General features: G+C 40.9%; 29 protein-coding genes. 14 read left to right on the top strand and 15 right to left on the bottom strand.

Going from position 1 to position 21,835, the window contains the following annotated elements; translation table 11 throughout:
• Positions 1-52: 52 nt before the first annotated feature.
• Both QXI54_05865 and QXI54_05860 read right to left on the bottom strand, forming a co-directional pair.
• Positions 53-412 carry a PIN domain-containing protein gene (locus tag QXI54_05865; protein MEM0302677.1) on the bottom strand — a complete coding sequence of 120 codons (360 nt, stop codon included), beginning with the start codon at positions 410-412 and terminating at the stop codon, positions 53-55.
• On the bottom strand, positions 379-1,599 hold the full coding sequence (locus tag QXI54_05860; GenBank protein ID MEM0302676.1) for a translation initiation factor IF-2 subunit gamma: 1,221 nt from the start codon (positions 1,597-1,599) through the stop codon (positions 379-381). The genes QXI54_05865 and QXI54_05860 overlap by 34 nt, the downstream gene beginning before the upstream one ends.
• Positions 1,600-1,695: 96 nt before the next feature.
• Here QXI54_05860 and tfe point away from each other — a divergent pair, with 96 nt between their 5' ends.
• Positions 1,696-2,208: a transcription factor E gene (gene tfe / locus QXI54_05855; GenBank protein ID MEM0302675.1), complete on the top strand. Its 513-nt coding sequence runs from the start codon at positions 1,696-1,698 to the stop codon at positions 2,206-2,208.
• Here the strand turns inward: tfe and rrp42 are convergent.
• From rrp42 to QXI54_05825, 6 genes are read right to left on the bottom strand one after another with little or no spacing between them, the layout of a single operon-like run.
• Entirely contained in the window at positions 2,194-2,988 is a 795-nt protein-coding gene (rrp42, locus tag QXI54_05850; GenBank protein MEM0302674.1) for an exosome complex protein Rrp42, read from the bottom strand. The two genes, tfe and rrp42, sit on opposite strands and share 15 nt — an antisense overlap.
• Positions 2,981-3,718: an exosome complex exonuclease Rrp41 gene (rrp41, locus tag QXI54_05845; GenBank protein ID MEM0302673.1), complete on the bottom strand. Its 738-nt coding sequence runs from the start codon at positions 3,716-3,718 to the stop codon at positions 2,981-2,983. Before rrp41 ends, rrp42 begins: the two co-directional genes overlap by 8 nt.
• Positions 3,702-4,370, bottom strand: coding sequence for an exosome complex RNA-binding protein Rrp4 (gene rrp4 / locus QXI54_05840; GenBank protein MEM0302672.1), 669 nt, complete (start codon positions 4,368-4,370; stop codon positions 3,702-3,704). Before rrp4 ends, rrp41 begins: the two co-directional genes overlap by 17 nt.
• A complete protein-coding gene (locus tag QXI54_05835; GenBank protein ID MEM0302671.1) occupies positions 4,367-5,071 on the bottom strand; it encodes a ribosome assembly factor SBDS in 705 nt (234 codons plus the stop codon). The genes rrp4 and QXI54_05835 overlap by 4 nt, the downstream gene beginning before the upstream one ends.
• A gap of 1 nt (position 5,072) precedes the next feature.
• A complete protein-coding gene (gene psmA / locus QXI54_05830; GenBank protein ID MEM0302670.1) occupies positions 5,073-5,813 on the bottom strand; it encodes an archaeal proteasome endopeptidase complex subunit alpha in 741 nt (246 codons plus the stop codon).
• The gene (locus QXI54_05825) at positions 5,810-6,142 is read right to left on the bottom strand and encodes an Rpp14/Pop5 family protein (GenBank protein MEM0302669.1); all 333 of its coding nucleotides are present in this window, start codon (positions 6,140-6,142) and stop codon (positions 5,810-5,812) included. The genes psmA and QXI54_05825 overlap by 4 nt, the downstream gene beginning before the upstream one ends.
• A 74-nt stretch (positions 6,143-6,216) precedes the next feature.
• Between QXI54_05825 and pscS the strand changes: the two genes are divergently transcribed.
• Together pscS and larE are read left to right on the top strand one after the other, a co-directional pair.
• Entirely contained in the window at positions 6,217-7,335 is a 1,119-nt protein-coding gene (pscS, locus tag QXI54_05820) for an O-phospho-L-seryl-tRNA:Cys-tRNA synthase (protein MEM0302668.1), read from the top strand.
• Positions 7,322-8,155: an ATP-dependent sacrificial sulfur transferase LarE gene (gene larE / locus QXI54_05815; protein MEM0302667.1), complete on the top strand. Its 834-nt coding sequence runs from the start codon at positions 7,322-7,324 to the stop codon at positions 8,153-8,155. Before pscS ends, larE begins: the two co-directional genes overlap by 14 nt.
• Here larE and QXI54_05810 read toward each other — a convergent pair.
• Complete coding sequence (locus QXI54_05810; protein ID MEM0302666.1) at positions 8,132-9,256, bottom strand: MFS transporter; 1,125 nt, start codon at positions 9,254-9,256, stop codon at positions 8,132-8,134. The two genes, larE and QXI54_05810, sit on opposite strands and share 24 nt — an antisense overlap.
• 47 nt (positions 9,257-9,303) lie before the next feature.
• Here QXI54_05810 and QXI54_05805 point away from each other — a divergent pair, with 47 nt between their 5' ends.
• Both QXI54_05805 and QXI54_05800 read left to right on the top strand, forming a co-directional pair.
• On the top strand, positions 9,304-10,509 hold the full coding sequence (locus QXI54_05805; protein ID MEM0302665.1) for an Nre family DNA repair protein: 1,206 nt from the start codon (positions 9,304-9,306) through the stop codon (positions 10,507-10,509).
• Positions 10,494-11,270: a radical SAM protein gene (locus tag QXI54_05800; protein MEM0302664.1), complete on the top strand. Its 777-nt coding sequence runs from the start codon at positions 10,494-10,496 to the stop codon at positions 11,268-11,270. The genes QXI54_05805 and QXI54_05800 overlap by 16 nt, the downstream gene beginning before the upstream one ends.
• 91 nt (positions 11,271-11,361) lie before the next feature.
• Here the strand turns inward: QXI54_05800 and QXI54_05795 are convergent, their stop codons facing one another.
• The 3 genes from QXI54_05795 to QXI54_05785 form a co-directional block, all read right to left on the bottom strand.
• Positions 11,362-11,511, bottom strand: a complete 150-nt coding sequence (locus QXI54_05795; protein MEM0302663.1) for a hypothetical protein — start codon at positions 11,509-11,511, stop codon at positions 11,362-11,364.
• Between the two features lie 219 nt (positions 11,512-11,730).
• Entirely contained in the window at positions 11,731-12,093 is a 363-nt protein-coding gene (locus QXI54_05790) for a response regulator (protein ID MEM0302662.1), read from the bottom strand.
• 109 nt (positions 12,094-12,202) lie between these two features.
• Positions 12,203-13,168, bottom strand: a complete 966-nt coding sequence (locus QXI54_05785) for a manganese-dependent inorganic pyrophosphatase (GenBank protein ID MEM0302661.1) — start codon at positions 13,166-13,168, stop codon at positions 12,203-12,205.
• Positions 13,169-13,324: 156 nt separating this feature from the next.
• Here QXI54_05785 and QXI54_05780 point away from each other — a divergent pair, with 156 nt between their 5' ends.
• Both QXI54_05780 and QXI54_05775 read left to right on the top strand, forming a co-directional pair.
• Positions 13,325-13,591 carry a hypothetical protein gene (locus QXI54_05780; protein ID MEM0302660.1) on the top strand — a complete coding sequence of 89 codons (267 nt, stop codon included), beginning with the start codon at positions 13,325-13,327 and terminating at the stop codon, positions 13,589-13,591.
• Positions 13,584-13,934, top strand: coding sequence for a hypothetical protein (locus tag QXI54_05775; GenBank protein MEM0302659.1), 351 nt, complete (start codon positions 13,584-13,586; stop codon positions 13,932-13,934). The genes QXI54_05780 and QXI54_05775 overlap by 8 nt, the downstream gene beginning before the upstream one ends.
• On the opposite strand, the gene QXI54_05770 is transcribed toward QXI54_05775, so the two are convergent.
• Complete coding sequence (locus tag QXI54_05770; GenBank protein ID MEM0302658.1) at positions 13,931-14,662, bottom strand: histone deacetylase family protein; 732 nt, start codon at positions 14,660-14,662, stop codon at positions 13,931-13,933. The two genes, QXI54_05775 and QXI54_05770, sit on opposite strands and share 4 nt — an antisense overlap.
• A gap of 83 nt (positions 14,663-14,745) precedes the next feature.
• Between QXI54_05770 and QXI54_05765 the strand changes: the two genes are divergently transcribed.
• The 6 genes from QXI54_05765 to udg all read left to right on the top strand — a co-directional run bounded on the left by QXI54_05765 (position 14,746) and on the right by udg (position 19,364).
• A complete protein-coding gene (locus QXI54_05765; protein ID MEM0302657.1) occupies positions 14,746-15,081 on the top strand; it encodes a hypothetical protein in 336 nt (111 codons plus the stop codon).
• A 60-nt stretch (positions 15,082-15,141) separates the two neighbouring features.
• Positions 15,142-15,996: a mevalonate kinase gene (gene mvk, locus QXI54_05760; protein MEM0302656.1), complete on the top strand. Its 855-nt coding sequence runs from the start codon at positions 15,142-15,144 to the stop codon at positions 15,994-15,996.
• Positions 15,983-16,648 (top strand): isopentenyl phosphate kinase, encoded by a 666-nt coding sequence (locus QXI54_05755; protein MEM0302655.1) that lies wholly within the window; start codon positions 15,983-15,985, stop codon positions 16,646-16,648. Before mvk ends, QXI54_05755 begins: the two co-directional genes overlap by 14 nt.
• The gene (gene fni / locus QXI54_05750; protein ID MEM0302654.1) at positions 16,645-17,712 is read left to right on the top strand and encodes a type 2 isopentenyl-diphosphate Delta-isomerase; all 1,068 of its coding nucleotides are present in this window, start codon (positions 16,645-16,647) and stop codon (positions 17,710-17,712) included. Before QXI54_05755 ends, fni begins: the two co-directional genes overlap by 4 nt.
• Positions 17,709-18,650 (top strand): polyprenyl synthetase family protein, encoded by a 942-nt coding sequence (locus tag QXI54_05745; GenBank protein MEM0302653.1) that lies wholly within the window; start codon positions 17,709-17,711, stop codon positions 18,648-18,650. Before fni ends, QXI54_05745 begins: the two co-directional genes overlap by 4 nt.
• A 114-nt stretch (positions 18,651-18,764) precedes the next feature.
• Positions 18,765-19,364 carry a type-4 uracil-DNA glycosylase gene (gene udg / locus QXI54_05740; GenBank protein MEM0302652.1) on the top strand — a complete coding sequence of 200 codons (600 nt, stop codon included), beginning with the start codon at positions 18,765-18,767 and terminating at the stop codon, positions 19,362-19,364.
• Here the strand turns inward: udg and hisH are convergent, their stop codons facing one another.
• Complete coding sequence (hisH, locus tag QXI54_05735; GenBank protein MEM0302651.1) at positions 19,365-19,952, bottom strand: imidazole glycerol phosphate synthase subunit HisH; 588 nt, start codon at positions 19,950-19,952, stop codon at positions 19,365-19,367.
• A 117-nt stretch (positions 19,953-20,069) separates the two neighbouring features.
• Between hisH and QXI54_05730 the strand changes: the two genes are divergently transcribed.
• Complete coding sequence (locus QXI54_05730) at positions 20,070-21,098, top strand: PAS domain-containing sensor histidine kinase (GenBank protein ID MEM0302650.1); 1,029 nt, start codon at positions 20,070-20,072, stop codon at positions 21,096-21,098.
• 158 nt (positions 21,099-21,256) lie between these two features.
• On the opposite strand, the gene QXI54_05725 is transcribed toward QXI54_05730, so the two are convergent.
• Entirely contained in the window at positions 21,257-21,817 is a 561-nt protein-coding gene (locus QXI54_05725; protein MEM0302649.1) for a DUF996 domain-containing protein, read from the bottom strand.
• Positions 21,818-21,835: the final 18 nt, after the last annotated feature.

Here is a 21,835-nt window from a genome sequence, read left to right as displayed (position 1 = left end):
ATGATCTTTAGAGACGTATGCTTTGCTTATAGCTCATTCGTCAAGTCTGATATCAAAAAACTATTTTTCCAAGCTTGATATAGCCTACAGCCAATCCTAACTTCTCAGCTTTCCTTCTTAGCTCTTTGTCGTTTGTAATGATACCACAACCAAGTTTTTTTGCTACTTCAAGAATCCCCTCATCTCCCTGAGCACTCTCAACGATTTCAGCTTTTTCAATTAACTTCAAAGCTATCCGAACCGCTGTCCTTTCTTCGCCTGAAAGCTTCTTTTCAAGCTTTTTAAGCTCGTTCAAAACCGTTGTTGGCACTATGAGCTTAAAATTGGAAAAATCAAGTTTATTTTGAACTGCATAAATCAAGGCGTTCGTGTCAAAGATTACACGATCACTCCAGATCCTATCAGCCTCCATCTCCCCCCAACCCTTCTGCTTATCGCAACTCTCCAACCCTGCTCAGCGCAAACGGGTCTTCGCAGAGATACTTCTACAACCTGCTCCCTCACGGATTTCACATCCCCAAGAGTGATTGCAGTGCCTATAGCCAGCATTAGGGGTTCATTTGTCTTTATTTTATCCACTTCCAGGTTGTCTTCAACACCTACAACTGTTTTAAAAAGCTGAGATTCCATCGTGAACTCCTTTAAGACTGGTGGTAGCTCATTTGGATGGCCGAGGACATTACCAACCATGGCATCTGCTTTGGTAAGAAATGGATCGAGCTTTGTCGCTACGCCAATTAACCCACCAGGCCTTGCCTCTTCAATCTGCCTACCAGATGCCATAATACTCTCAACAGTCGTAATAATTGGTTCCCAGCCCTTATCCTTTTTTACTCCCGGTCGAATCTCAACTTCGTCTCCTACCCTTAACCTTCCCCTCATGAGACTTCCACCAACAACCCCACCAACCATTTCCTCGGGCTTCGTCTTTGGTTTGTTCACATCAAAACTTCTTGCTATCTGCATCAAAGGTGGCGCTTTCAGATCCCTTGGAGGGGTTGGAATGGTTTTTTCAATTTTTTGTATTAAAGCATCGATGTTGACTTTTTGTTGTGCAGAAACAGGGACTATTGGAGCATTTTCAGCAATCGTCCCCTTAACAAATTCCTTTATTTCTCGATAACTCTCAAGAACTCTCTCCTTTGGGACAATGTCAATCTTATTCTGGGCTATTACTATTCTCTTTACTCCAATTATCTCAAGCGCAGATAAATGCTCTCTTGTCTGTGGCCTTGGACACTTTTCGTTGGCAGCAATCACCAGAACCGCTCCATCCATGATCGCCGCACCGCTGAGCATCGTTGCCATCAACATCTCATGCCCGGGACTGTCAACAAAGCTAACAGTTCGCAGTATCTCCGTCTCCACATTGTGAATCGGGCATATGGGTTCAGTTGTAAAAGCCTCTGGTTCATTACATTCGGGGCATTTTCTAAATGTGGCATCTGCATATCCAAGCTTTATTGAAATTCCCCTCTTTTTTTCTTCACTATGTCTGTCAGTCCAAACACCACTCAGTGCCGCTACAAGGGTTGTTTTACCGTGATCAACATGACCAACAAGGCCTATGTTGATTTCCGGAAGTGGAACTTCTTGCATGCTTTAAGAACCGCTGGTTTGTATTTAAACTTGGTGCCAGTGAAAAGATAGTTTGACACGCAAGTTTAAAATAATCGAAAAGATAATAGTATTGTTGTGAAAGCCCTAACAAAAGGGGAAGAGTTGATTGGCGAACTCGTCTCAAGAGTTGCAGGAGAGATAGGAGCAATTTTATATTCCTTGGGTATAAAAGATGAATTCACCGATGACCAGCTTGCGTTGGAACTCGGAATAGAGATCAATGAAATCAGAAAAGCTCTTTTTGCAATGTATGAACTTGGACTTGCAGAGTATCGAAGAAAGAAAGATGACGAGACTGGCTGGATGGAGTATTACTGGCGCCTTAATTACGATAAGGCGCGGGTTGTGCTTAGAAGAGAACTTGAGAAGACGAAAGAGAAACTTTTAAGAAAGCTTGAAGCCGAAAGAAACGCGATTTACTATATCTGCCCAAACATGTGTGTAAAAGTTAGCTACGATGATGCAATTTCGTTAAACTTTACGTGCCCGAGATGTCAGAGCGAATTGCAATTTCTCGATACAAGCTCAGCAATTCAAAAGATTGAAGAAGAAATTAGAAGGATCGAAGAAATACTATCTGGGCTTTGAAATTTGCTTCTGTATCTCCTCTCTCAACTTTTTCGCAACTTTTATACTCGTTTCGACTATTTCGTCGAGCAGGTTTTCACTTAGCAGATAGTCCCCGCTTTTCTGCATCGCAACAATATTATCATTTCGATCCACACTCACCGTTAGAGTTGTGTTGCCGACACTGAGTTCATCTCTGGAAGGATCAACTAAAAACCTATCTCCGACAATTAGAGAAGTTACAGAAACTGGAAGATCATTAATAGGCAACTCATAGTCTTCTCCTAATCCAAATCTGCTTGCAGGAACCTTTGAAGTCATGAGAGCAGATATAGATGCAATTGCTGACGCGTCAAGCAAATTGCCATCATCATCAAGCGCATGAATGTCAACAAAGACTATCCAGACTTTTTTTCCGGATTCAATGCACAATTTTGACAAGTCAACTGCTTCACTCTCTCTAATCCCACGATCCACCACTCTTGCGAGTTCTATAGAAGTCTCATCTGGTGGCCCAGGCTCGAAAGTTGGAGATGCGAGTGGGACAAGCTCTGCATTTACAATTATAATTCCCTTATCAGGAGTATCGGGAAAAGGCTCGCCAGGTTGCATTTTGATTCCAACAACAACCTGGGTATTGCCGAGCTTCACAAGTGCAGATCCTTCTGCTTTTTCAATCACTCCAGTCTTTATCTCTACCTTTCTGAACTCATCAAACTTTCTTCCATCAATTCTTTCTCCTTCTCTGAGCTTTGAGAGAACGTAGTCTTTTTTTATGTCTACAAGAATGTCTTCAGGCATTCTCTTCCTCCTCCTCAACAAATTGTTTCATTATAGCTTCCCTCTGGAGATTGTATATCTCCATTGCTCCCTTTTTTGCCAATTTAATTGCTTCCTTGATCTCATCCCTTGTCATTCTACCGTCCATCTGTAGTAAAGCAATTGACTCTATCTTTCCACCACGAATTAGAAAGGCAAAAGGCATGTCTGCCTCGCCAAAGTTATCTTCTTCTTTCATTGGGTCTAAAACAAGCACTCCATCAACTTTTGCCACCGCAACAGATGTGAGCATGCCTTTCATTGGTATTCCAGCGTCTACGAGTGCAACACTTGCCGCATTTATGCATGCTGTTCTGCTTCCAGCATCCGCTTGCAAAACCTCAACGAAAATGTCTACAACGCTCCTTGGAAATAGTTCCTTCATTATCACAGCTTCGAATGCTTCTTTGCTAACCTTTGAAATTTCTATACTTCTTCTATCTGGTCCCGGACGTTTGCGCTCTTCAACGCTGAACGGAGCCATATTATAGCGATATCGCACTACAACCCTGCTTGGGTCCTGAATGTGCCTTGGAAATGCTTCTCTTGGACCATAAACTGCCGCAACAACTTTATTCTTTCCCATTTCTATGTAGCATGAACCATCCGCTCTCTTTAGAACATCTACTTCAATCTTTATCGGTCTTAGCTGATCAGGAAGTCTGCCATCAAGTCTTTTTCCATCAATAATAAATTTATCCGGTTTGGACATTTTTTCTCCTCCTTATAAATTCACCAACTCTATCTGTAAGCCCCTCTGTATGGGCTTCTTTTTCGATCAGATATACCACTTCCTCAGCAATGGCTACCTTTTTCCTGTCTCCATTGAGCCAGATCAAACCATTTTGACCCACAACTATTTGAACGTCAAGCTCGGTTTTTATCAGCTTGATCATGCTACCTTTCTTACCAATAACTCTCGGAACCCTTGCCGGGTTTATGGCTACTATTCTTCCAAATCTTATGGCTCTGCAGACCTTGTCCTTCATCGTAATGGTTACCCTCATTCTCGGATCTATACTCATCACTTTGGCAATTATCGCATCACCGATATCAAGCACCTCATTTGGCTTTTTGCCCGGCTTGGTGTCAGGATTCTCGCTTAAAGGCAAAAATGCCTGATAAGGGGAGTTTATATCCACATTCCATCCATTGGCAATAACTTCTCTCACAATTCCAATTATCGTGTCTCCTGCAGAAGGATTATATCGGCCCTTTAGGGGTATAACCCTTATAGAGTTATCAGTTTGCTCGTAAAGACCGATAATTCTCGCATAAACTTTATCCCCCTCTACATAAGTTCCATGTCCTGCTAACTTTGGATTTGTCGATATCAAGTCACCTGGAAGAACTATTTTTCTCATCCTATCCTCCTCAGGATCTTTGTTAATGCCTCGCCCTTGCTTATACGACCTAAAAGGTCCATGAGCTCTCCATACATTCCCGAAGGGATCCTCATAACACAGATCCAGCTACCATCTTTCTGCCATTCTTCCTTTGTTACGCCTCCAAAATTATAAAGTGCCGAAATGGCCTTTCCCGTGTATTCTGGTGGTATTTTTATGGCTATTTCCATTTCTTCAAACTTCAAAGGCAGAATGGGCTTCAAAGCTTTAACTATATCTTTTATCTGTGCTTCTACAGACTTAAAGATGTCAACATGAACCCTCGCCTCTTCAAGAGCTCGCTCGATTCTTGCAGGCGGATGTGGAGCATTGGTTCTTGGATCGATTGCATTTCTGCTTATAAAGGTGATTATTTGCTTCTTTTTAGCTTCAAGCATCTCTTTTCTCTGTTCAGCAGTTATCTGAACTTCTCCTTCGAGGATTATGATCTTCGCTATTTCTCTCGGATTAGTTGTCCCAAATACTTTCTGTAGTTCTTCAGTTGATGCTCTCTCTCCTTTCCTCGAGTTCTTGAAAACCTCCTCCACTGCGAGAAGTTCTTCAAAATCAACCTCTTTGCCTTCCTTCAGATCTCTGGCAAGATAGGGATCTACAAGAACCTCGTAATCATTTCCTCCTTTCCTTATTCTTGCTATTACAGCTTTTTCGAGAGAAACCATACTACTTCTTCAACTCTTCTTTAATCCTCTCGTTGGCCTTTTGAACGTATTTTCTAAGCTCTTCAACCCCCATTTCTCTGTAAAGTTTCTCGTCTGTTTTTACGTAGCCAACTTCTACGTCTTCTGGATTTAGCTCGCTCTCGATGCTTTTGCCTATAGCAACAAGGGCCAAAATCAAGGCTTCTTCGAAGCTTAAATCCTCACGATATTCTTTCTCAAAGAATTCCACAACCACATTTCTACCCATTCCAATTGCTGTTGCCTTATATTCAAGCAATGCACCGCTTGGGTCTGTTTCGTATAACTTTGGAACTTTATCAACGCCGGCAATCAGGAGAGATACTCCGAATGGTCTAACTCCGCCATACTGCGTAAACTGCTGCTTGAAATCACATATTTTCTTTGCAAGTTCCTTAACAGTTATAGGCTCCTCATAAGTGAGACGATTAATTTGAGCTTCAACCCTTGCTCTGTCGATCAGGATTCTTGCATCCGCTACCAGTCCAGAGGTTGCAGCACAGATGTGATCATCAATTTTGTAAATCTTTTCTATTGTATCTGCCTCTAATAATCTGCTTCCAACTCTCTTGTCTGCAACGAGAATTACTCCCTCTTTAACTTTAATTCCAACTGCAGTTGCTCCTCGCTTTACCGCTTCTCTGGCATACTCTACCTGAAACAGCCTCCCATCTGGGCTGAAGACCGTTATGGCTCGATCATATCCCATTTGTGGAAGATTCATACTAACACCCCCAACTTCTTTCTGCAACCCTTTAAAGTTCCACTTACTCCAAGAGTCAGCAAGGCTATATTTTCTTCTCCTACCTTATCTATTAGCGTCAGGGCTATCATAACCCTATCCAATGCCTCGAGATTGCACCTCACTATTCCCTTCTCCCCGTCGAATTCTTCAAGCTTTAAGCCACACTCCACTGTAGAGGTTTCACCAAACAATGTGATGAGATTTTTCACCATCGCTTCCAGTATCGCCCTATCGTCCACTCTTCCTTTATTTATAACTCTGAAGGCAATATATCTTTTTCTACTCCTCATCGAAGGCGGAAGTTTCACACATTAAGTTGAAGTTTTTAAAGATAAATTTTTCAGTTGGGGAAGAAATTTTTTATTCCAGGCAAAAATCTTTCATGCTCAAAAGACAAACAAAGGACTTTATCAACGTAGATCCTCTGCAAACAGGGGGCAAATTAACTGAGGAAGCAAGAGAAGCTTTGCTTGAATGGGGAGATGGATACAGCGTTTGCGATTTCTGCGAAGGAAAGCTTGACGAAATAAGAAATCCGCCCGTTTATGATTTTATTCATAAAGATCTGCCGGAATTTCTTGGTTGTGAAGTTGCAAGAATAACAACAGGAGCAAGAGAAGCGATGTTCGCAGTTATGCACGCTCTTGCAAAAAAGGATGCCTGGGTCGTGATGGATGGAAATGCGCACTACTCGAGCTACGTTTCAGCTGAAAGAGCTAAGCTTAATGTTGCTGAAGTTCCAAACACTGGTTATCCTGAATATCTTATAGATGCTGAAAAATTCGCAGAAGTTCTTGAAGATACAAAGCGAAAAGGAGAAGTCGTTTTAGCTCTGATAACTTATCCTGACGGAAATTATGGCAATCTTCCAGATGTTAAAAAGATTGCAGAGATCTGCGAGTCTCAAGACGTTCCATTGCTTGTAAATGGCGCCTATGCAGTTGGCAGGATGCCAGTAAAACTGAAAGAAATTGGAGCGGATTTCATTGTGGGAAGCGGACACAAGTCAATGGCTTCGAGTGGCCCCATAGGAGTTCTTGGAATGAAAAGAGAATGGGAAGAAGTTGTGCTTAAAAGATCGAGCAAGTATAAGAACAAGGAGATCGAGTTGCTTGGGTGCACTGCAAGGGGAGCAAGCCTGATGACTCTCATGGCTTCCTTTCCTGCAGTGAAGAAGAGAGTAGAGAAGTGGGATGAAGAAGTTAAAAAAGCCAGATACTTTGCTTCAAAAATGGAGGAGCTTGGAATCATACAGCTTGGTGAAAAGCCACACAACCACGATCTAATGTTTTTTGAGGCTAAAATTCTCTATGAAATCTCGAAAAAGGCTAAAGATGGGCGATTTTTCCTATACAAAGAACTAAAGAAGAGAAGAATCCATGGGATTAAGGCAGGACTGACAAAGCATTTCAAGCTTTCAACTTATGGCTTGAAGCAGGAAGAAGTGGATTACGTCCTTCAGGCTTTTAAGGAGATCATAGAAGCCTATGCTAAAACCTGAAACCGCTGAAAAGCTTGAAAAGCTAAAAAGGTTCGTTGGTTCATTCAAAAATGCTATAATAGCCTTCAGCGGTGGTGTTGACAGTGCAACGCTAACTGCGATCTGCAAGCAAGAGATTGAAGACGTTTTGGCAGTAACTATAAAGACAAAGGCTACTGCAAGCAGAGAAATTGAAAACGCTAAAAGAATTGCTCAGGAATTAGGGATTTCTCATGAGTTTCTCGAGCTGGACGTTCTCAAAATAAAGGAGTTTGTCGAAAATTCGAATGAAAGGTGTTATTACTGCAAAAAAATGATGTTAAAGGCACTTGTGAGCGTTGCAGAGAACAGAGGTTTCGAGGTCGTTTTTGAAGGCACCAATGCGAGCGATATTATTGGAGACAGACCAGGCTTTAGAGCGGTTCTTGAAGAGAAGAAGGTTTTAAGCCCTTGGGTTAAGTTTGGAGTAGAAAAAGAAGAAATAAGGGGGATTGCAAAAGAAATGGGCTTCTCTTTCCACGATTTACCCTCTCTTGCTTGTCTTGCAACTCGAATCCCTTATGGATTAAGAATTTCTCCGGAAATTCTCGAAAGGATTGATAGGGCTGAAAACGTGAGCTTGGAAATTTTAGGAGTTAAAAATGTCAGAGTTAGGGATCTTAATGGCATAGCTGTGATTGAAGTTGAACAAAAAGAGTTGAGTAAAGTTTTAGATTCTCAAAGGTTATTTGAGCTAAGAAAATGCCTACATGAGCTTGGATTTCGTTCTGTTTTGCTTAATCTCGATGGCTATGGCGAGGGGAATGCTAAAAATTATTCAGCTTTTAAGCTGTCGGAGTAGCAACACGAGAATGCCGAAGGCTAAGATTTCAGAAGCAAGGGAGAACAGAATTAGATAGCTTATCGAGAAATCGTAAAGAAAGCCCATCAAAGAGCTTCCCAAGAGAAATCCGATGCCGAAGCCTGTGTTAAGAATTCCATAGGCGGTTGCTCTTTTACTCGCTCCAGTTATCTCAGCCACTCCCGCACGCATCACGGATTCTTGCATTCCTACAATGGCGCCGAAAAGAATTAAGCCCAAAATCGGATTTGCTTCTAAGGATAAAATGACGGAGATTGGAGTTAAAACTGGAACCAAAACAAGGCATTTCAGCCCTAATTTGTCGTAAGCTCTGCCAACTAAAAGCGCGGAGATTGCATCTACACCCATTGCCAAAGCATATAGCATTGGAATGAGCTCATCCGAAAATACGGAGTTCAGCTTGAAATGATACGCCAAAAGCTGGAAATTCACAAGCCCCGCAACAGCAAGGATCGTGAAGGCTATGTAAAGCCAAAAGGCTTTGGTAAGCTTATCTTCACCTTTTTTCGGAATTTCTTCACCCACATAGCTCTGCTTTGCACTCAATAGAACTAAAAGCATCAGAATAGTTGGAATAAACAAAATCAGAAAGCCCTCCCTGTAGCCGTAGCCCAAGAATAGGACAACAAAGAAAATAAATGGCCCAAGAACCGCACCGATTTGATCGATAGCTTCGTGAATCCCAAATCCCTTTCCTCTGCCAATCTTTGCTGTTGCAAATGAAATAAGTGTGTCGCGAGCAGGAGAGCGAAGAGCTTTTCCAAGTCTTTCCAGAATTATGAGCAGAAGAATGATCTCAAGCGAATTGGTTAGTGCAATCAGCGGAATTGAAAGGATTAAGGCATAGCCCGCAAAGGTAAAAGCCCAGTATCTTTTAGATCTGTCCGCAAAGTATCCCGCAAAGATCCTGAATCCATAGCTCAGGAATTCACCAATTCCGATAACAAGTCCGAGCATTAAAGCAGTGATCCCAAAGGTCGCAAGATAAGCGCCTATTACACTTCTTGCCCCCTCGTAGGTTGTATCTCCAAGCAGGCTGACAATGCCCATTAGCAAAACAAATCTGAGAGCTTTCTCCACATTCTTTGGATACAAAAAAGATTTTAAATTTTGTGCTGGCTCTTATTGTGCAAAATTTCGATCCAAAGCTCTGCATCCTTTGCAGAGGTAGAATGCTTTGCAATCTTCCTTATTGCCCGATGCTCTCAGGCTATAGAATTAAGGTTGATTTTAACTTGAAAGAAATCTTCGGCTCATCTCCGCCAGCTTTGTTCGTTGGAAGAGCAAATTATCTAAAGGTTAGAGTTTGCCCTGCACTGCCTCCAGTTGTGGGCGATACAACGCTTTACGACAAACCCGAGCTTTGGGCGGAAATGCCCATAGAGAAAATACTCGATTTTCGATACTCTCTGATCCATGGGCAGTTCATTGCAGACGTGAGAAACCCGAGATCAAGAGAGGCGGACATTCTGCAGGAAATAAGTCTCTACGAGAAACCGGTGGAGCTCGAGGTTATATTTGAGAAGCCACCCGCTCCAAAGGTTTTATTCGATGATTCTACGCCACCAATGGGTCCTTCCGCGCCAGCAAAAGACGTTCGAATCTGTAGTACTCCAAAAGCACCAAAGGTAGTTGAAGAAGTCTATGAAAGCACAGATCTTGGAGCATTCGAAGCTATGAGGCTTTTGTATGAAAAAGGAATTGCGGTCTCTCATATTCAAAAATTGCTCTCCGCAGGAGCTCTCGGAGTAAGAAGAAAGCTCGTTCCAACAAGATGGGCGATAACTGCGGTGGATGACTCGATTTCAAAGCAATTAATTGAAGAATTAAAGCACTTTGAGAACTTGGACCACTACAGGGTTTTTGTTCTTAAAGAAAAGAGAAATCTTTTCATGGTGATCTTAACTCCACAAACATGGTGCTTTGAGTGGGGTGAAGCTTGGTTCCCGCAGACGACATGGAATTTCGGCAATGAGATGTTCATAGAGACGGACTGGGAAGATCATAGAGGCAGAAGGACTTACGCCTCGCTTGGTGGATGTTATTACGCTTCAAGGCTCGCAACCACAGAGTATTTAAGGAAAATAGGGCGACAGGCAGGAGCAATAGTATGGAGAGAGATCTATCCGGGATTTAAGATTCCCATAGGCGTTTGGTTTGTCAGAGAAATGCTAAGAAAATGCTTTAATCAAAAATTCATTGAGTTCAACACACTCGAAGAGGCTTTGGATTATTTGAGGGGCTTTTCAAAGGCGGGAATTGACAACTGGGTTAAAAATTCAAAGTTAATAGATCACTTTAGAGGTCAGAAAACGTTATGGAGCTTCTTATAGAGCGAAAACGAGTTTCGAGTGCTCTCGGAAAGAGCAACCTTCCCGGATTGGATTACACACTCAATCCCTACATCGGCTGTTCCCATGGCTGTATATACTGCTATGCACGGCTTTACTGTGAGCCGAGAATTGGCAAGAACTGGGGTAAGATCGTTGTCGTGAAGGAGAACATTGCTGAGATCCTTGCAAGGGAATTAAGAAGGAAGAAGAAAGGATTAGTCGGACTTAGCACGATCACTGATGCCTACCAACCCATTGAAGCCGAGACGAAACTAACAAGAGAACTACTGCGAATTCTTCTGGAGAACAACTTCAAAGTCAGCATTCAGACAAAAAGCTCTCTTGTTTTGCGTGATCTTGAGCTGTTGTGTGCGAAAAAAGGGCTGGTAGACGTTGGATTCACGATAACAACGCTTGACGAGAGAATCTCAAAAATTGTAGAGCCAGGAGCATCACCTCCGAGCGAGAGAGTGAAGGCTTTAGAAAAGCTCTCTGCTGAGGGAATTAAAACATGGATCTTCTTAGGACCAATTATCCCAGAGATTAGCGAGGAAAGTTTTAATGGAATCGTTGAGATTGCAAAAGCAACAAATAGTTTACTCTATTACGACAAGTATAGAGTAAAACCCTATATGTCGGGTTTTGCAAGAGAACTTGCAGAGAAAGCTAAAAATACTGACTGGAAAGCGATTGCAAATAGACTCAAGGAGCTTTGCAAAGCTAAGGGTGTCGAGTTTACATCTGGATTTGGGGATTTTTAGACTTAAAAAGCCTTTAGTCAGAGAAACCTGTGAATGGATTATAACGTAGCCTATCACGTTGCCGATCGCGATATTCAACGCCTCATTTGCTTCAACGTAGACTTCCTGAACATCCAATTTGAATTCTACTTCGTCCCCGATACATTTCAACAACGCTTCCAACGATTTCTTCGACGTTAATCGGTCTTAAAGCTCCTATCACCTCTTCAAGCACTCTCTTATCTCTAATTTTTTCTACCATTTTAATAATCTTATGTAGAACCTTTGAGTAAGAATTGGGTCATTTACTTCGAGCACACCTGTCACCACCGTTAAATCGTTTAGTATATGTATGTCTAAGGATAGTAACTCGAAAGTTCTGTTTGTGAACGGTGACCACTATCGCGGGTTTACCATTGATTGTAGCTTTGAAGCTCAGCCTTAATCTTTTTCAACGCCTGCCCCATAGAGGTTGGACATTTTATGTGTTTTCCAGTTTCTTTAAGTAGCCATAAACGAACTCTCTTATTTTTTTAAGAGAGAAGGGTTTTTCCACGAAATCCTTTACCCCAAGGTCACGAAGTTCTCTAAAGTGCTCTTTAAGATAAGAAGTAACAACAACTATACTGGCATTTGGATCTATCTTTTTTATTTCTCTCGTCGCTTCTACACCGTTCATCTCAGGCATGTTTATGTCCATAAGAACGATAGCAGGTTTATGAATTTTGTAAAGTTCAACCGCCTCCTTTCCGTTTGAAGCCGTGAGAACAGGATAGTCCTTCAAAGTTTTTTGGAGCGCTTCTCTAATTACCTCGTCATCGTCCACCACGAGAATAGAATCCATAATTACTACAATAATCATAAGTATATATCGTTTTCGGAATTTTGATTCCATACCCAGTGGCACTTAAATTAAAAATAATAATATTAAATTGGTATTATTTAATCTCTTGTCAAAAATCAGAAAAAGCCTTCTCAAGCGGTGGGACTATTTGCTTCTTTCTGCTCATTACTTTTTCAAGCCATAAGCTTTTACCTTCAAGCTTCTTTCCAAATGCCTTCTCAACAACTTTTGGATCGTCGGTTACAACCAGTAGTTCAGTTCCCTCTTTCATAATATCCGTTAGCATAAGAAATACGCTGTGATATCCCTCAGCTTTTTTTTTCGCAAGCTCTTGGTATATCTCTTCTTTCCTTCCCTCAATCATTGAGAGATCTAGAAGCTCAATCTGTCCTATCCCAACTTTCTTCCCGCCCATGTTAAAGTCCTTGAAGTCCCTCATCATTATATCCCTCGCAGACATTCCCTCAACATCTGAAAGCTTTGATTTCACTTCTATGCCGAATTTAATCAAATCTTTAATTCCAGAAATCTTTGCAAGTTCTTCAGCAGCTTTTTTATCTAACTCTGTTGTAGTTGCTGACTTAAAGATTACTGTATCGCTTAGTATCGAGGCAAGCATAATTCCAGCAATATCCTTTGGCACCTCAATACCAGTTTTATCGTATAGAACTTTAAGCACCGTAGCTGTGCAACCAACAGGTAGATTGAAGAATAGAATCGGATTTGGAGTTGTTATATCTCCAAGCTTGTGATGATCAACAATTGCAACTATCTCGCCATTTTCCAGATTCTCAAGGCTCTGAGCTTTTTCAGAATGATCCACGAGAGCAATCTTCTTTCCAGATGCATCGGAGATCTTTTGGGGTGTTTTGAAGCCAAATTTTTCAAGGACAAACTTTGTCTCTGGATTCAGATCCCCTTGAACTGCTGGCACCGCTTCAAAATCAGCTTTCATAAGTTTGCTCATTGTGCCCTTTTCCTTCCATTTATTCCAGAGGTACGCAAATGAGATTGCAGAGCAAACGCTGTCTGTATCGGGATTCTTGTGCCCGACCACATGCATTTCCCCTGCCATGTTTGCTAATCCCTCTGCGAATAAATAACGTTTTCTAAATGAGAAATACTAAGAGATCCAAGCTATTCGGAGATCGTTCGTTTGAATCCCATCAATGCTAACTCCATTATTCAAGAAACGCAGAAAGCTTATATATCCACATCCAAAAGCGAATTTGTGGATGCAGAGAAGGTTGCCAAAATCCTGGATGCTGAAAAAGCATTTGTTATTGGTAACAAGATTTCGCTCTTTAGAATTCCTCCAGAACTTGCAGAGGAGCTTGGGGAGTTGATAGAGATAATAGCTCCAAACGAAAAGTGCGCCGGTTATGCTGTTGTAAATGGTGAGAGTATAGTTTTTAAGAAAGCAGAGGAGAAAATAATAGCTTTTGTTGATAATGATAAGATAATTGGCTCGCTTAGGAGGCTGGAAGAGAATGTTTGAATACGCATACTTTGACGAAGTTATCAAAGGAAATTCAAAAGAACTCGTGGAATACTTGTCCAAGATAAAAAAATTCTTCGATTCTGGGATTCTCAGCGAATTGGCGTATACGACTGAAAATTTTTCATATTTTGCGGTTCGGGAGCCTTTAATGCTCGCTGTGAAGGTGCAAGGAGATATTGGAGAGGCAAGATTTCAGGCTTTAAAACTACTGAAAGATTTGGGCTATGTAGGTAAAGATGTCTACAATCTCGAAGAAGTCTTTAGATTCGTTGAAAAAATAGACAAGATGCCATTAGAAGAGTTTTTACGAGAAATAAAGAGATTAAGAAGCCAAATTTAATCAAATCCCTTTAAAAAGGCTTTAACATTTTTTCCAAGAACTTCGTGGTTGTATCCTCCCTCAAGGACTGCAAATCTCCTACCATTGCACTTCTTTTCTGCAAATTCTTTTATTATTTCGCCAATTTTCGTGTAATCTTCGGTCTCCAAAAGTCCACCCCAGTCTTCCTTGTGTCTATCAAACCCGGCAGAGACTGCAATTATATCGTATTCGTGTTTTTCCAAAAATTCCGCAATTCCATCTATGTTGCTACCACTCATATGATAGTATTTGACCCTCTGCTCTTCTCTGAAGGTATTTGCAGTTCCATCGCCGAAATGCAGATCAAAATCGACAATTGCTGCCCTTGAGATTTTGCCACCAGCAAGAAGTTTTTTAACGGCTATGGCAACGTTGTTAAAGTAGCAAAAACCCCAGGCGCTGTCTGGACTTGCATGATGCCCTGGAGGCCTTATCAAGCCAAAGCTTGGTTCTTTGAAAGCGATTTCGCTTGCCAAAATCGCACCGCCAACTGCAAGCATTGCCAACTCAAAAACCGTGTGGTCCTGTTTTACATCCTCAAAATGTCTTTTCGTGTGAACTAACAACACGTCCTTTTCTTCCGCTGGTTTAGGCTCCACGAACTCATAGCATTTTAATTCATTAATAATCGACTCCATTCTCCCAGGTTCTGCAGCCGGCTCATGGCTATACACTTTATAGAATTTTGGTGAAAAGACGATTTTCATGCTCTATGATCTTATGCCGACTTTAAATATTTTTTGAGAAAGAAATGCAAAAGTTTAAAAATTAAAAGCCGAAGCAGTTTAACATGAAAAGGGGAGAAATTTCACTTATTGTGCTTGCGGTTGGAGTTATTGCAATCTCTGCATGCATAGGTTTGGGAGTTTCTGGGACATATGAATGCACGAAATCAGGAAATGGATTCCCAACTTTTTCTAAAGGAGATACTGTGGAGTTCAAACCAAATGGAGAAGTGATTTACAAATCACATCTTGGTGGACCTTCGATTGTGGGTGAATACGAGGTAAATGGAGACAAAATATCCATAAAAGTTACCTTACTCGGAACGAAAATCAGCATTAATGGAAGAATTGACGGCAAAAGGATCATAATGGATGACGGAGCAGTGCTGGAAAAGTCCTGATCTTTTTTATATCATTTTACTCCGAAAAAAGTTTAAAAGCTTCATGAAATAGCAAGTCAAATGATCGCCTCTGCTCCTGGAAAGATTATACTCTTCGGGGAGCATTCGGTCGTTTACGGAAGACACGCCCTTGTATCTGCTATTAATCTACGATGCAGGGTAAAAGTTAAGAAAAGCAACGATTTTCGTATTATTTCCCCGCTTGGAGCTACCGGAATCGATTTCAAAGTGCACCCCTATATAAGCACCGCAATAAAGAGGTTTTCTGATATTAAAAAAATTGATGGAGCAGAGATAATTGTAAAAAGCGAGATTCCAATCGCTTCCGGACTCGGAAGCTCTGCAGCAGTAACAGTTGCCACTCTCATGGCTTTGAGTGAGGAATTCGGAGCTCACTTAAACAATGAGGAGATATTTGAGATCGCGAAGAGGGTTGAGCTCGACGTTCAGGGTAGAGCAAGTGGAATAGATCCCTTTATTTCAACCTTTGGAGGTTCATGGCTCTTTCCAGAGAGACAGAGAGTAGAGTTACCATTTCAGTTCTTTGTAATAAAGCTGTGGGAAAGATCTACCAAGAAAATGGTAGAGAAGGTTGCAGAAATGCGAAAAGCATATCCGGAAGTTTTGGAAAAAATTTTCGATGCAATTGATGCAATAGCCCTAAAAGCCCCCAAATGTAAAATTGAAGAATTCGAAGAGCTAATTTACATTAACCAGTCTCTACTAAGAGCAATAGGTGTGAGTTCACCAGAGATCGATGAAATAATTTCCAAGCTCGAAAAAGATGGTTTTAAGGTTAAGCTAACCGGAGCTGGTGGCGGTGGATGCATTTTCGGGATATACAAGGGTAAAAAGCCTGCTGGGAGCTTTTTAGTTAAACCCGAAAGGGAGGGGGTCAGAATTGAAGATTCTTAAAATCGGAGGCTCTGTTCTCACACAGAAAGAAAAATTTGAGACTTTCAACGAGATAGCAATAGAAGAGATATCCTCAGCTATCGCGGAGAATTACGAGGATTTGATCCTTGTTCACGGAGCTGGTTCATTTGGTCATCCACATGTTAAAAAATTTGGGCTTGACGATCCTGTTTCGATTGCCAAAATCCATGACGCATGTGTAAGGCTGAACGAGAAGTTCTGCAAGAAGTTAATCGAGTTCGGCGTTCCCGCAATCGGTATGCATCCGATGACTTGCGACTTTTCCAAGATCGCGGAATTTTTGAAGAAGGGATTTCTGCCAGTGCTTCATGGAGATGTGAATCTGAACTTTGGAATCACTTCTGGAGATGATCTCGTCGTAGAACTTGCAGAGAAATTTAAGGTTGAAAGAGTTGGTTTTGCAACCAACGTCGAAGGCATTATCGTTGGGGGGAAAGTTGTCAAAAAATTCACCCGCGAGATGAGAGCGGATCAAATTGGTGAAAATGATGCAACTGGAAAAATGAGCGGAAAGATTGAGAGAGTCCTCAGTATGAAACATAAATGCAGAGTTTTTATATTCATGGGTTGCGGGGAAAATGTTAAGAAGTTTCTGAACGGCGAAGAGATCGGGACTGAGGTGATTCTGTGAAAACTGGAAAAAGAAAGTTGGATCACATAAGAATATGCCTAACCGAAGAAGTGGAGACAGGTTATACAGGACTGGAAGATGTCATGTTAATTCACAACGCAATCCCCGAGATAGATTTTTCAGATATAGACCCATCAGTGGAATTTTTAAATAAGAGGTTGTCCTTTCCTTTTATCATAGCCTCAATGACGGGGGGGCATGAAGAAACAGAGAAAATAAATGAGAATCTTGCAATAGCGGTCGAGAATACAGGCATTGGAATGGGTGTTGGAAGCCAGAGAGCAGGTTTAGAAGATGAAAAAGTTGTTAATACATTCTCAATCGTGCGAGAAAGGGCTCCAAAAGCTTTTATTTACGCAAATATCGGTGCACCGCAGATTATTAAAGACTCTGAGATTGTGGATAAAGTAATCGAAATGGTGGATGCAGATGCTGTTGCAATTCATCTAAACTACCTTCAGGAAGCCGTTCAGGACGAGGGAGATAAAAATGCGAAGGGTTGCCTTGAAGCCATTGAAGGAATTTGCAAGAGTGTTAAGGTTCCGGTCATTGTAAAGGAGACGGGTGCTGGGATCAGTAGAGAGGTTGCAATAAAATTAAAAAAAGCCGGAGCTTTTGCAATCGACGTTGGAGGTAAGGGGGGGACTTCTTTTAGCATTGTAGAAGCATACAGAAGCGAAGATGATGTTATAAGAGATGTTGGATTCGAATTTGCAGACTGGGGAATTCCTACAGCCTTTTCGATAGTTGACTGCGCAGACGTTTTGCCAACCATTGCTACAGGGGGGATTAGGACTGGCTTAGATGTTGCGAAAAGCATTGCACTTGGAGCTAAACTCGCAAGTTCAGCATTGCCTTTCTTGGCCCCAGCAAAAATTAGTCCTGATGCGGTGGAAAGAAGAATTCGTAGATTTTTGCTTGGGTTCAAAACTGCAATGTTTTTGACGGGTTGTATACAAGTTGAGGAATTAAAAAGAAAGCCTTTGTTTATAAGCGGAAAACTTGCAGAATGGATAAAGTTTAGAGGTTTGGATCTTGAGAGTTTTTGTGGAGGGAGAAGATGAAAGATTTACAGGATAGGGCTAGAATAATTAACGAAGCCATACAATGCTACTTACCCGAAAAAGAGTTAGAATTGTATAAAGCTGCAAGGCATCTAATCAAAGCTGGTGGAAAAAGGCTTCGTCCCATAATAGCGATGGTTGTAACAGAAGCTCTGGGAGAAGATTATCAAAGAATTATGCCCGCAATCGTTGCCCTTGAAGCCATACACAACTTCACACTCATCCATGACGACATCATGGACCGGGACGAAATGCGAAGAAATGTTAAAACTGTCCACACACTTTTTGGGGAGGCAACAGCGATTCTCGCTGGAGACACCCTTTTTGCTGAGGCTTTCAGTCTTATTTCTAAGTGCAAGGTTGATGGAGAAAATATAAGAAGGGCTGTAGAACTCATAGCAGATGTGTGTGTAAAGATATGCGAAGGACAGTTCATGGACATGAGCTTCGAGAAGAGAAATATAAAGGAGCCAGAGTATCTCGAAATGGTAAAATTAAAGACAGGGGTGCTTATCGCGGCGTCATCATCACTTCCCGCAGTGTTATTTGGAAAAAAAGACCATTTTCAACCACTTTGGGACTACGGAATATTTGCAGGAATCGGTTTCCAAATCCACGACGACATACTTGACCTGATAGGTAAAGATATCGGTAAAGACTGGGGAAGTGATATCGTTAAGGGAAAAAAGACTCTTATAGTGATAAAAGCACTCGAACAAGGTGTCGAGCTCAAGACGTTTGGAAAACAAAAGGCAAGCATTGAAGAAATTAAAAAAGACGTGGAAAAACTTCAGGAGTGCGGTGCAATTGACTATGCTAAAAGAAAAGCTCAAGAATACATAGAGCTGGCCAAAAAGAACTTGAGCTGTATTAAAAACGAAGAAAAGAGAAGAGAAATTGAAGAACTGACAGATTTCCTTATAAAGAGGGGGAAGTGAATTTACGGAGAAAAATTTTTAATCTTTCTTATCAAATTTAATTTGCCCGTCAGCCATGCGTCCCATGAGATAAAGATGAATGGGAATCCACATGGCGGGCTACAATGATGCTCTATGGAGACGCTCGAAGACATAAAAAAGGAAATTTTGAATTGTAAGAAGTGCCATCTTCATTTAACAAAGAACAAATACGTTCCTGGAACTGGAAGTTCTTCGTCAGGTATCGTATTTGTGGGAGAAGCACCAGGAAGAGAAGAAGACCTCAAGGGAGAACCTTTTGTCGGCAGTGCTGGTAAATTGCTGACCGAAATGCTATCATCAATAGGACTGACAAGAGAAGAAGTCTACATATGCAATGTTCTAAAATGCAGACCACCAAATAATCGGGACCCATTGCCTGAAGAAATAGAAGCATGTGGTGACTACCTCATCCGACAGCTAAATGTTATCAAGCCAGAAGTCATAGTCTGCCTCGGAAGGCATTCGGCTAGCTTTATTTTCGGTCTATTTGGCCTTCCATTTACATCAATCACAAAAGTTTGTGGCAAAGTTTTTGAAGTGGAGAATTGGAACAAAAAAGTAAAAATATTGCCCATCTACCATCCTGCAGCTGTTCTCTACAGACCACAGCTTAGAGAAGAATACGAAAAGCACTTTCGAATAATAAACGAGTTATGGGGAAAAGGAAAACAAAAGACCCTATTTGACTTTTGACTACTTTTTAACTAATTTAATAAAATTACTTAGAATTTTTAGACCATTATCTCCACTTTTTTCTGGATGGAATTGCAGACCATAGCAATCTTTAAAAGCCACCGCAGAGGCGAATACGATTCCATAGTCTGTCTCAGCTATAACGAATTTTTCATCTGTCTTCAAGTAATAAGAATGGACAAAGTAAAACTGAGTTCCGTCTTCAATCCCGTCCAGTATCTCACATTCTTTCTTTATTCTCAGCTCATTCCAGCCCATGTGGGGAATTTTTCCCACAGAAGCTGGAAATCTCACGACTTCACCCGGTATATAATTTAATCCCGAATGAATGCCGTTTTCAAAGCTTCTTGTAGCAAATAGTTGCATTCCCAGACATATTCCAAGCTTGGGAACATCTGGAAATTCGTAATTCGAGTTTACGATCTTTTCTATTGCGGGCTTAAAAGCTCCTACTCCAGGAAATATGATTGCTGAAGCGTTTTTTATTTCATTTCGTTCTGAAGTGACTTTGGCATTGCCTCCAACTCTTCTTATCGCGTTTAATACACTTTTCAGGTTCCCAACTCCATAGTTCAAGATTGCAATCATTAAGATAAATTCTCATCTGTGTTTTTAAGTATAGCCCCCCTCCGAATTTGTAAAGCCCAGTTTATGGAAACATCTGCAACCGAAAAATAGATATCGAAATGATCACCTCTCTCATTTATGGACTGGAAAAGTGTAGTAGATGAACTTTCAGCAGCAGTTGTTATAATTAATGGAGAGGGTAGAGTAACCTATGTTAACAAGATTTTACTTGAAAGAAGTGGTCTCGATTACGAAGAAGCGGTTACCAATCCGCATAAATATTTCATCCCTGAGGATTATGAAAAGCTTGCTCAATACGTTCTCGAAACATTTCTTCAGAAAAGAAAAAATCCTGATCCTGCAATAATTATTCGTGCAATAACTTCCAAAGGAGAAATTGTTTGGATAGAAGCAAGAGCACGGTATGCGGAGATAGATGGAAAACCATTCTGTATCCTGACATACACCGATGTATCTGAAAGGATAAAATTACAGAAAAAGGTCGAATCTTTAAACGAGTATCTTAGATTCCTCAACAGCATGCTTCGCCACGATATTTCAAATATATTCACCCGAATACAGTCTTACTGCGAATTGCTCGAAGAAGAATACACACCAGAATACGTAAAGAAAATCCTCGAGAGTATAACAGCTGGCTCGAGACTAATTAAAAAAGTTAGAGAACTAGAATCTTCTGCCGTAGATGTCAAGAAACCATACAAACTCTCAGAAGTAATAAAAGAAGTTTCATCGAGTTTCGAAATAAAAGTTAGGATAGAAGGCGATGCTATTGTTATTGCAAATGAAGGAATTTATAGTGTCTTTGAAAATCTTTTCAGCAACGCAATAAAACATGGTAGAGCCACAGAAGTCAATATAAGGGTTATGGATGGGGTCGATCATTGGGAAATACTTTTTAGTGATAATGGCACAGGTATAGCAAAAGAATACAGACATAGGATATTTGAAAGAGGTTTTACAACAGGAGGGAGTGGGCTTGGTCTTTTCATAGTAAAAAAATTAATTGAGAGCTACAATGGTGAGATAGAGCTTGGAGATCACGAGAAAGGGACACTCTTCATAATAAGACTTCCCAAATATTCTCCTGATAACCAGACAACCCGGAATTCCGCCAGTCTTCAATCAGAATCTTCCTCAACCGTTTAAATTAAAAATCTAACAAACTTTGGCTGAAAACCTCGTTTGCTGTCATGGAATAAGGCAGGAAGATGCAATACTTTCCATCCTTCCAATCGAGATATTATTCCTACCCAATATTGCAACCATAATTTTTAATCTCATATTTAAGTCTTATTTCAAATATATTATTGTTGTCCGCTGGTAGCTTGCGTTTCAATCATTTCGGGCAAAGAGAAGAAGGCAACGATTTGTAAGATCATGGCTATGAAGACAATTACCAATCCGATTAAAACTATAACCAAAAAAGCCCCTATTAGGTAAACAGTAGCAGTTGTGCTGAAAAGAGATACCTTCGTGTGTGCATAAATTGAATTGTAGCTTCTTCTAAGGAATACTGCACTTAGAATCACCAAGATCCAGAAAGCAACCAATGCTAAACCTATAGAAGCTAAAAAATTAACCAACCCAGAATCCGAATTTCCTCCCGAAAGCAAAAGTCCTAAATAACCCATAACTAAAACTAATACGGCAACTACAAATGCGACTATAGCGAAAATGAACGAAAATAGGTAATTTTTGAATATTCCTGGGTCTTTTGTTTCATCGGAGATGTATTTTACCGCTATTAGAACCATTATAAATCCAACAATCGCTACTGCTGTCCCTATTACAGGGATTAGCGCTCCAACAACTATCAATATTGAGCCTATACCACCTAAATTTTTTGCAGAAGCCAGATTACCCATGCTGAATTGATGCAATTT

It is taken from the genome of Archaeoglobaceae archaeon, from assembly GCA_038734275.1.
GTDB lineage: Archaea > Halobacteriota > Archaeoglobi > Archaeoglobales > Archaeoglobaceae > WYZ-LMO2.
This window is presented reverse-complemented; position numbering and strand designations above follow the sequence as displayed.

What these genes read in the sequence shown, in the direction of transcription:
- mvk (MEM0302656.1), top strand. Translation starts at nt 15,142, where the DNA reads ATGATCGCCTCTGCTCCTGGAAAGATTATACTCTTCGGGGAGCATTCG.
- QXI54_05795 (MEM0302663.1), bottom strand. Translation starts at nt 11,511, where the DNA reads ATGGTAGAAAAAATTAGAGATAAGAGAGTGCTTGAAGAGGTGATAGGA.
- rrp4 (MEM0302672.1), bottom strand. Translation starts at nt 4,370, where the DNA reads ATGAGAAAAATAGTTCTTCCAGGTGACTTGATATCGACAAATCCAAAG.
- QXI54_05835 (MEM0302671.1), bottom strand. Translation starts at nt 5,071, where the DNA reads ATGGTTTCTCTCGAAAAAGCTGTAATAGCAAGAATAAGGAAAGGAGGA.
- QXI54_05730 (MEM0302650.1), top strand. Translation starts at nt 20,070, where the DNA reads ATGGACTGGAAAAGTGTAGTAGATGAACTTTCAGCAGCAGTTGTTATA.
- QXI54_05765 (MEM0302657.1), top strand. Translation starts at nt 14,746, where the DNA reads ATGAAAAGGGGAGAAATTTCACTTATTGTGCTTGCGGTTGGAGTTATT.
- pscS (MEM0302668.1), top strand. Translation starts at nt 6,217, where the DNA reads ATGCTCAAAAGACAAACAAAGGACTTTATCAACGTAGATCCTCTGCAA.
- hisH (MEM0302651.1), bottom strand. Translation starts at nt 19,952, where the DNA reads ATGATTGCAATCTTGAACTATGGAGTTGGGAACCTGAAAAGTGTATTA.
- QXI54_05790 (MEM0302662.1), bottom strand. Translation starts at nt 12,093, where the DNA reads ATGGATTCTATTCTCGTGGTGGACGATGACGAGGTAATTAGAGAAGCG.
- larE (MEM0302667.1), top strand. Translation starts at nt 7,322, where the DNA reads ATGCTAAAACCTGAAACCGCTGAAAAGCTTGAAAAGCTAAAAAGGTTC.
- QXI54_05865 (MEM0302677.1), bottom strand. Translation starts at nt 412, where the DNA reads ATGGAGGCTGATAGGATCTGGAGTGATCGTGTAATCTTTGACACGAAC.
- psmA (MEM0302670.1), bottom strand. Translation starts at nt 5,813, where the DNA reads ATGAATCTTCCACAAATGGGATATGATCGAGCCATAACGGTCTTCAGC.
- QXI54_05860 (MEM0302676.1), bottom strand. Translation starts at nt 1,599, where the DNA reads ATGCAAGAAGTTCCACTTCCGGAAATCAACATAGGCCTTGTTGGTCAT.
- QXI54_05785 (MEM0302661.1), bottom strand. Translation starts at nt 13,168, where the DNA reads ATGGCAGGGGAAATGCATGTGGTCGGGCACAAGAATCCCGATACAGAC.
- udg (MEM0302652.1), top strand. Translation starts at nt 18,765, where the DNA reads ATGGAGACGCTCGAAGACATAAAAAAGGAAATTTTGAATTGTAAGAAG.
- rrp41 (MEM0302673.1), bottom strand. Translation starts at nt 3,718, where the DNA reads ATGTCCAAACCGGATAAATTTATTATTGATGGAAAAAGACTTGATGGC.
- QXI54_05800 (MEM0302664.1), top strand. Translation starts at nt 10,494, where the DNA reads ATGGAGCTTCTTATAGAGCGAAAACGAGTTTCGAGTGCTCTCGGAAAG.
- QXI54_05745 (MEM0302653.1), top strand. Translation starts at nt 17,709, where the DNA reads ATGAAAGATTTACAGGATAGGGCTAGAATAATTAACGAAGCCATACAA.
- QXI54_05725 (MEM0302649.1), bottom strand. Translation starts at nt 21,817, where the DNA reads ATGGGTAATCTGGCTTCTGCAAAAAATTTAGGTGGTATAGGCTCAATA.
- QXI54_05775 (MEM0302659.1), top strand. Translation starts at nt 13,584, where the DNA reads ATGTTTGAATACGCATACTTTGACGAAGTTATCAAAGGAAATTCAAAA.
- QXI54_05770 (MEM0302658.1), bottom strand. Translation starts at nt 14,662, where the DNA reads ATGAAAATCGTCTTTTCACCAAAATTCTATAAAGTGTATAGCCATGAG.
- rrp42 (MEM0302674.1), bottom strand. Translation starts at nt 2,988, where the DNA reads ATGCCTGAAGACATTCTTGTAGACATAAAAAAAGACTACGTTCTCTCA.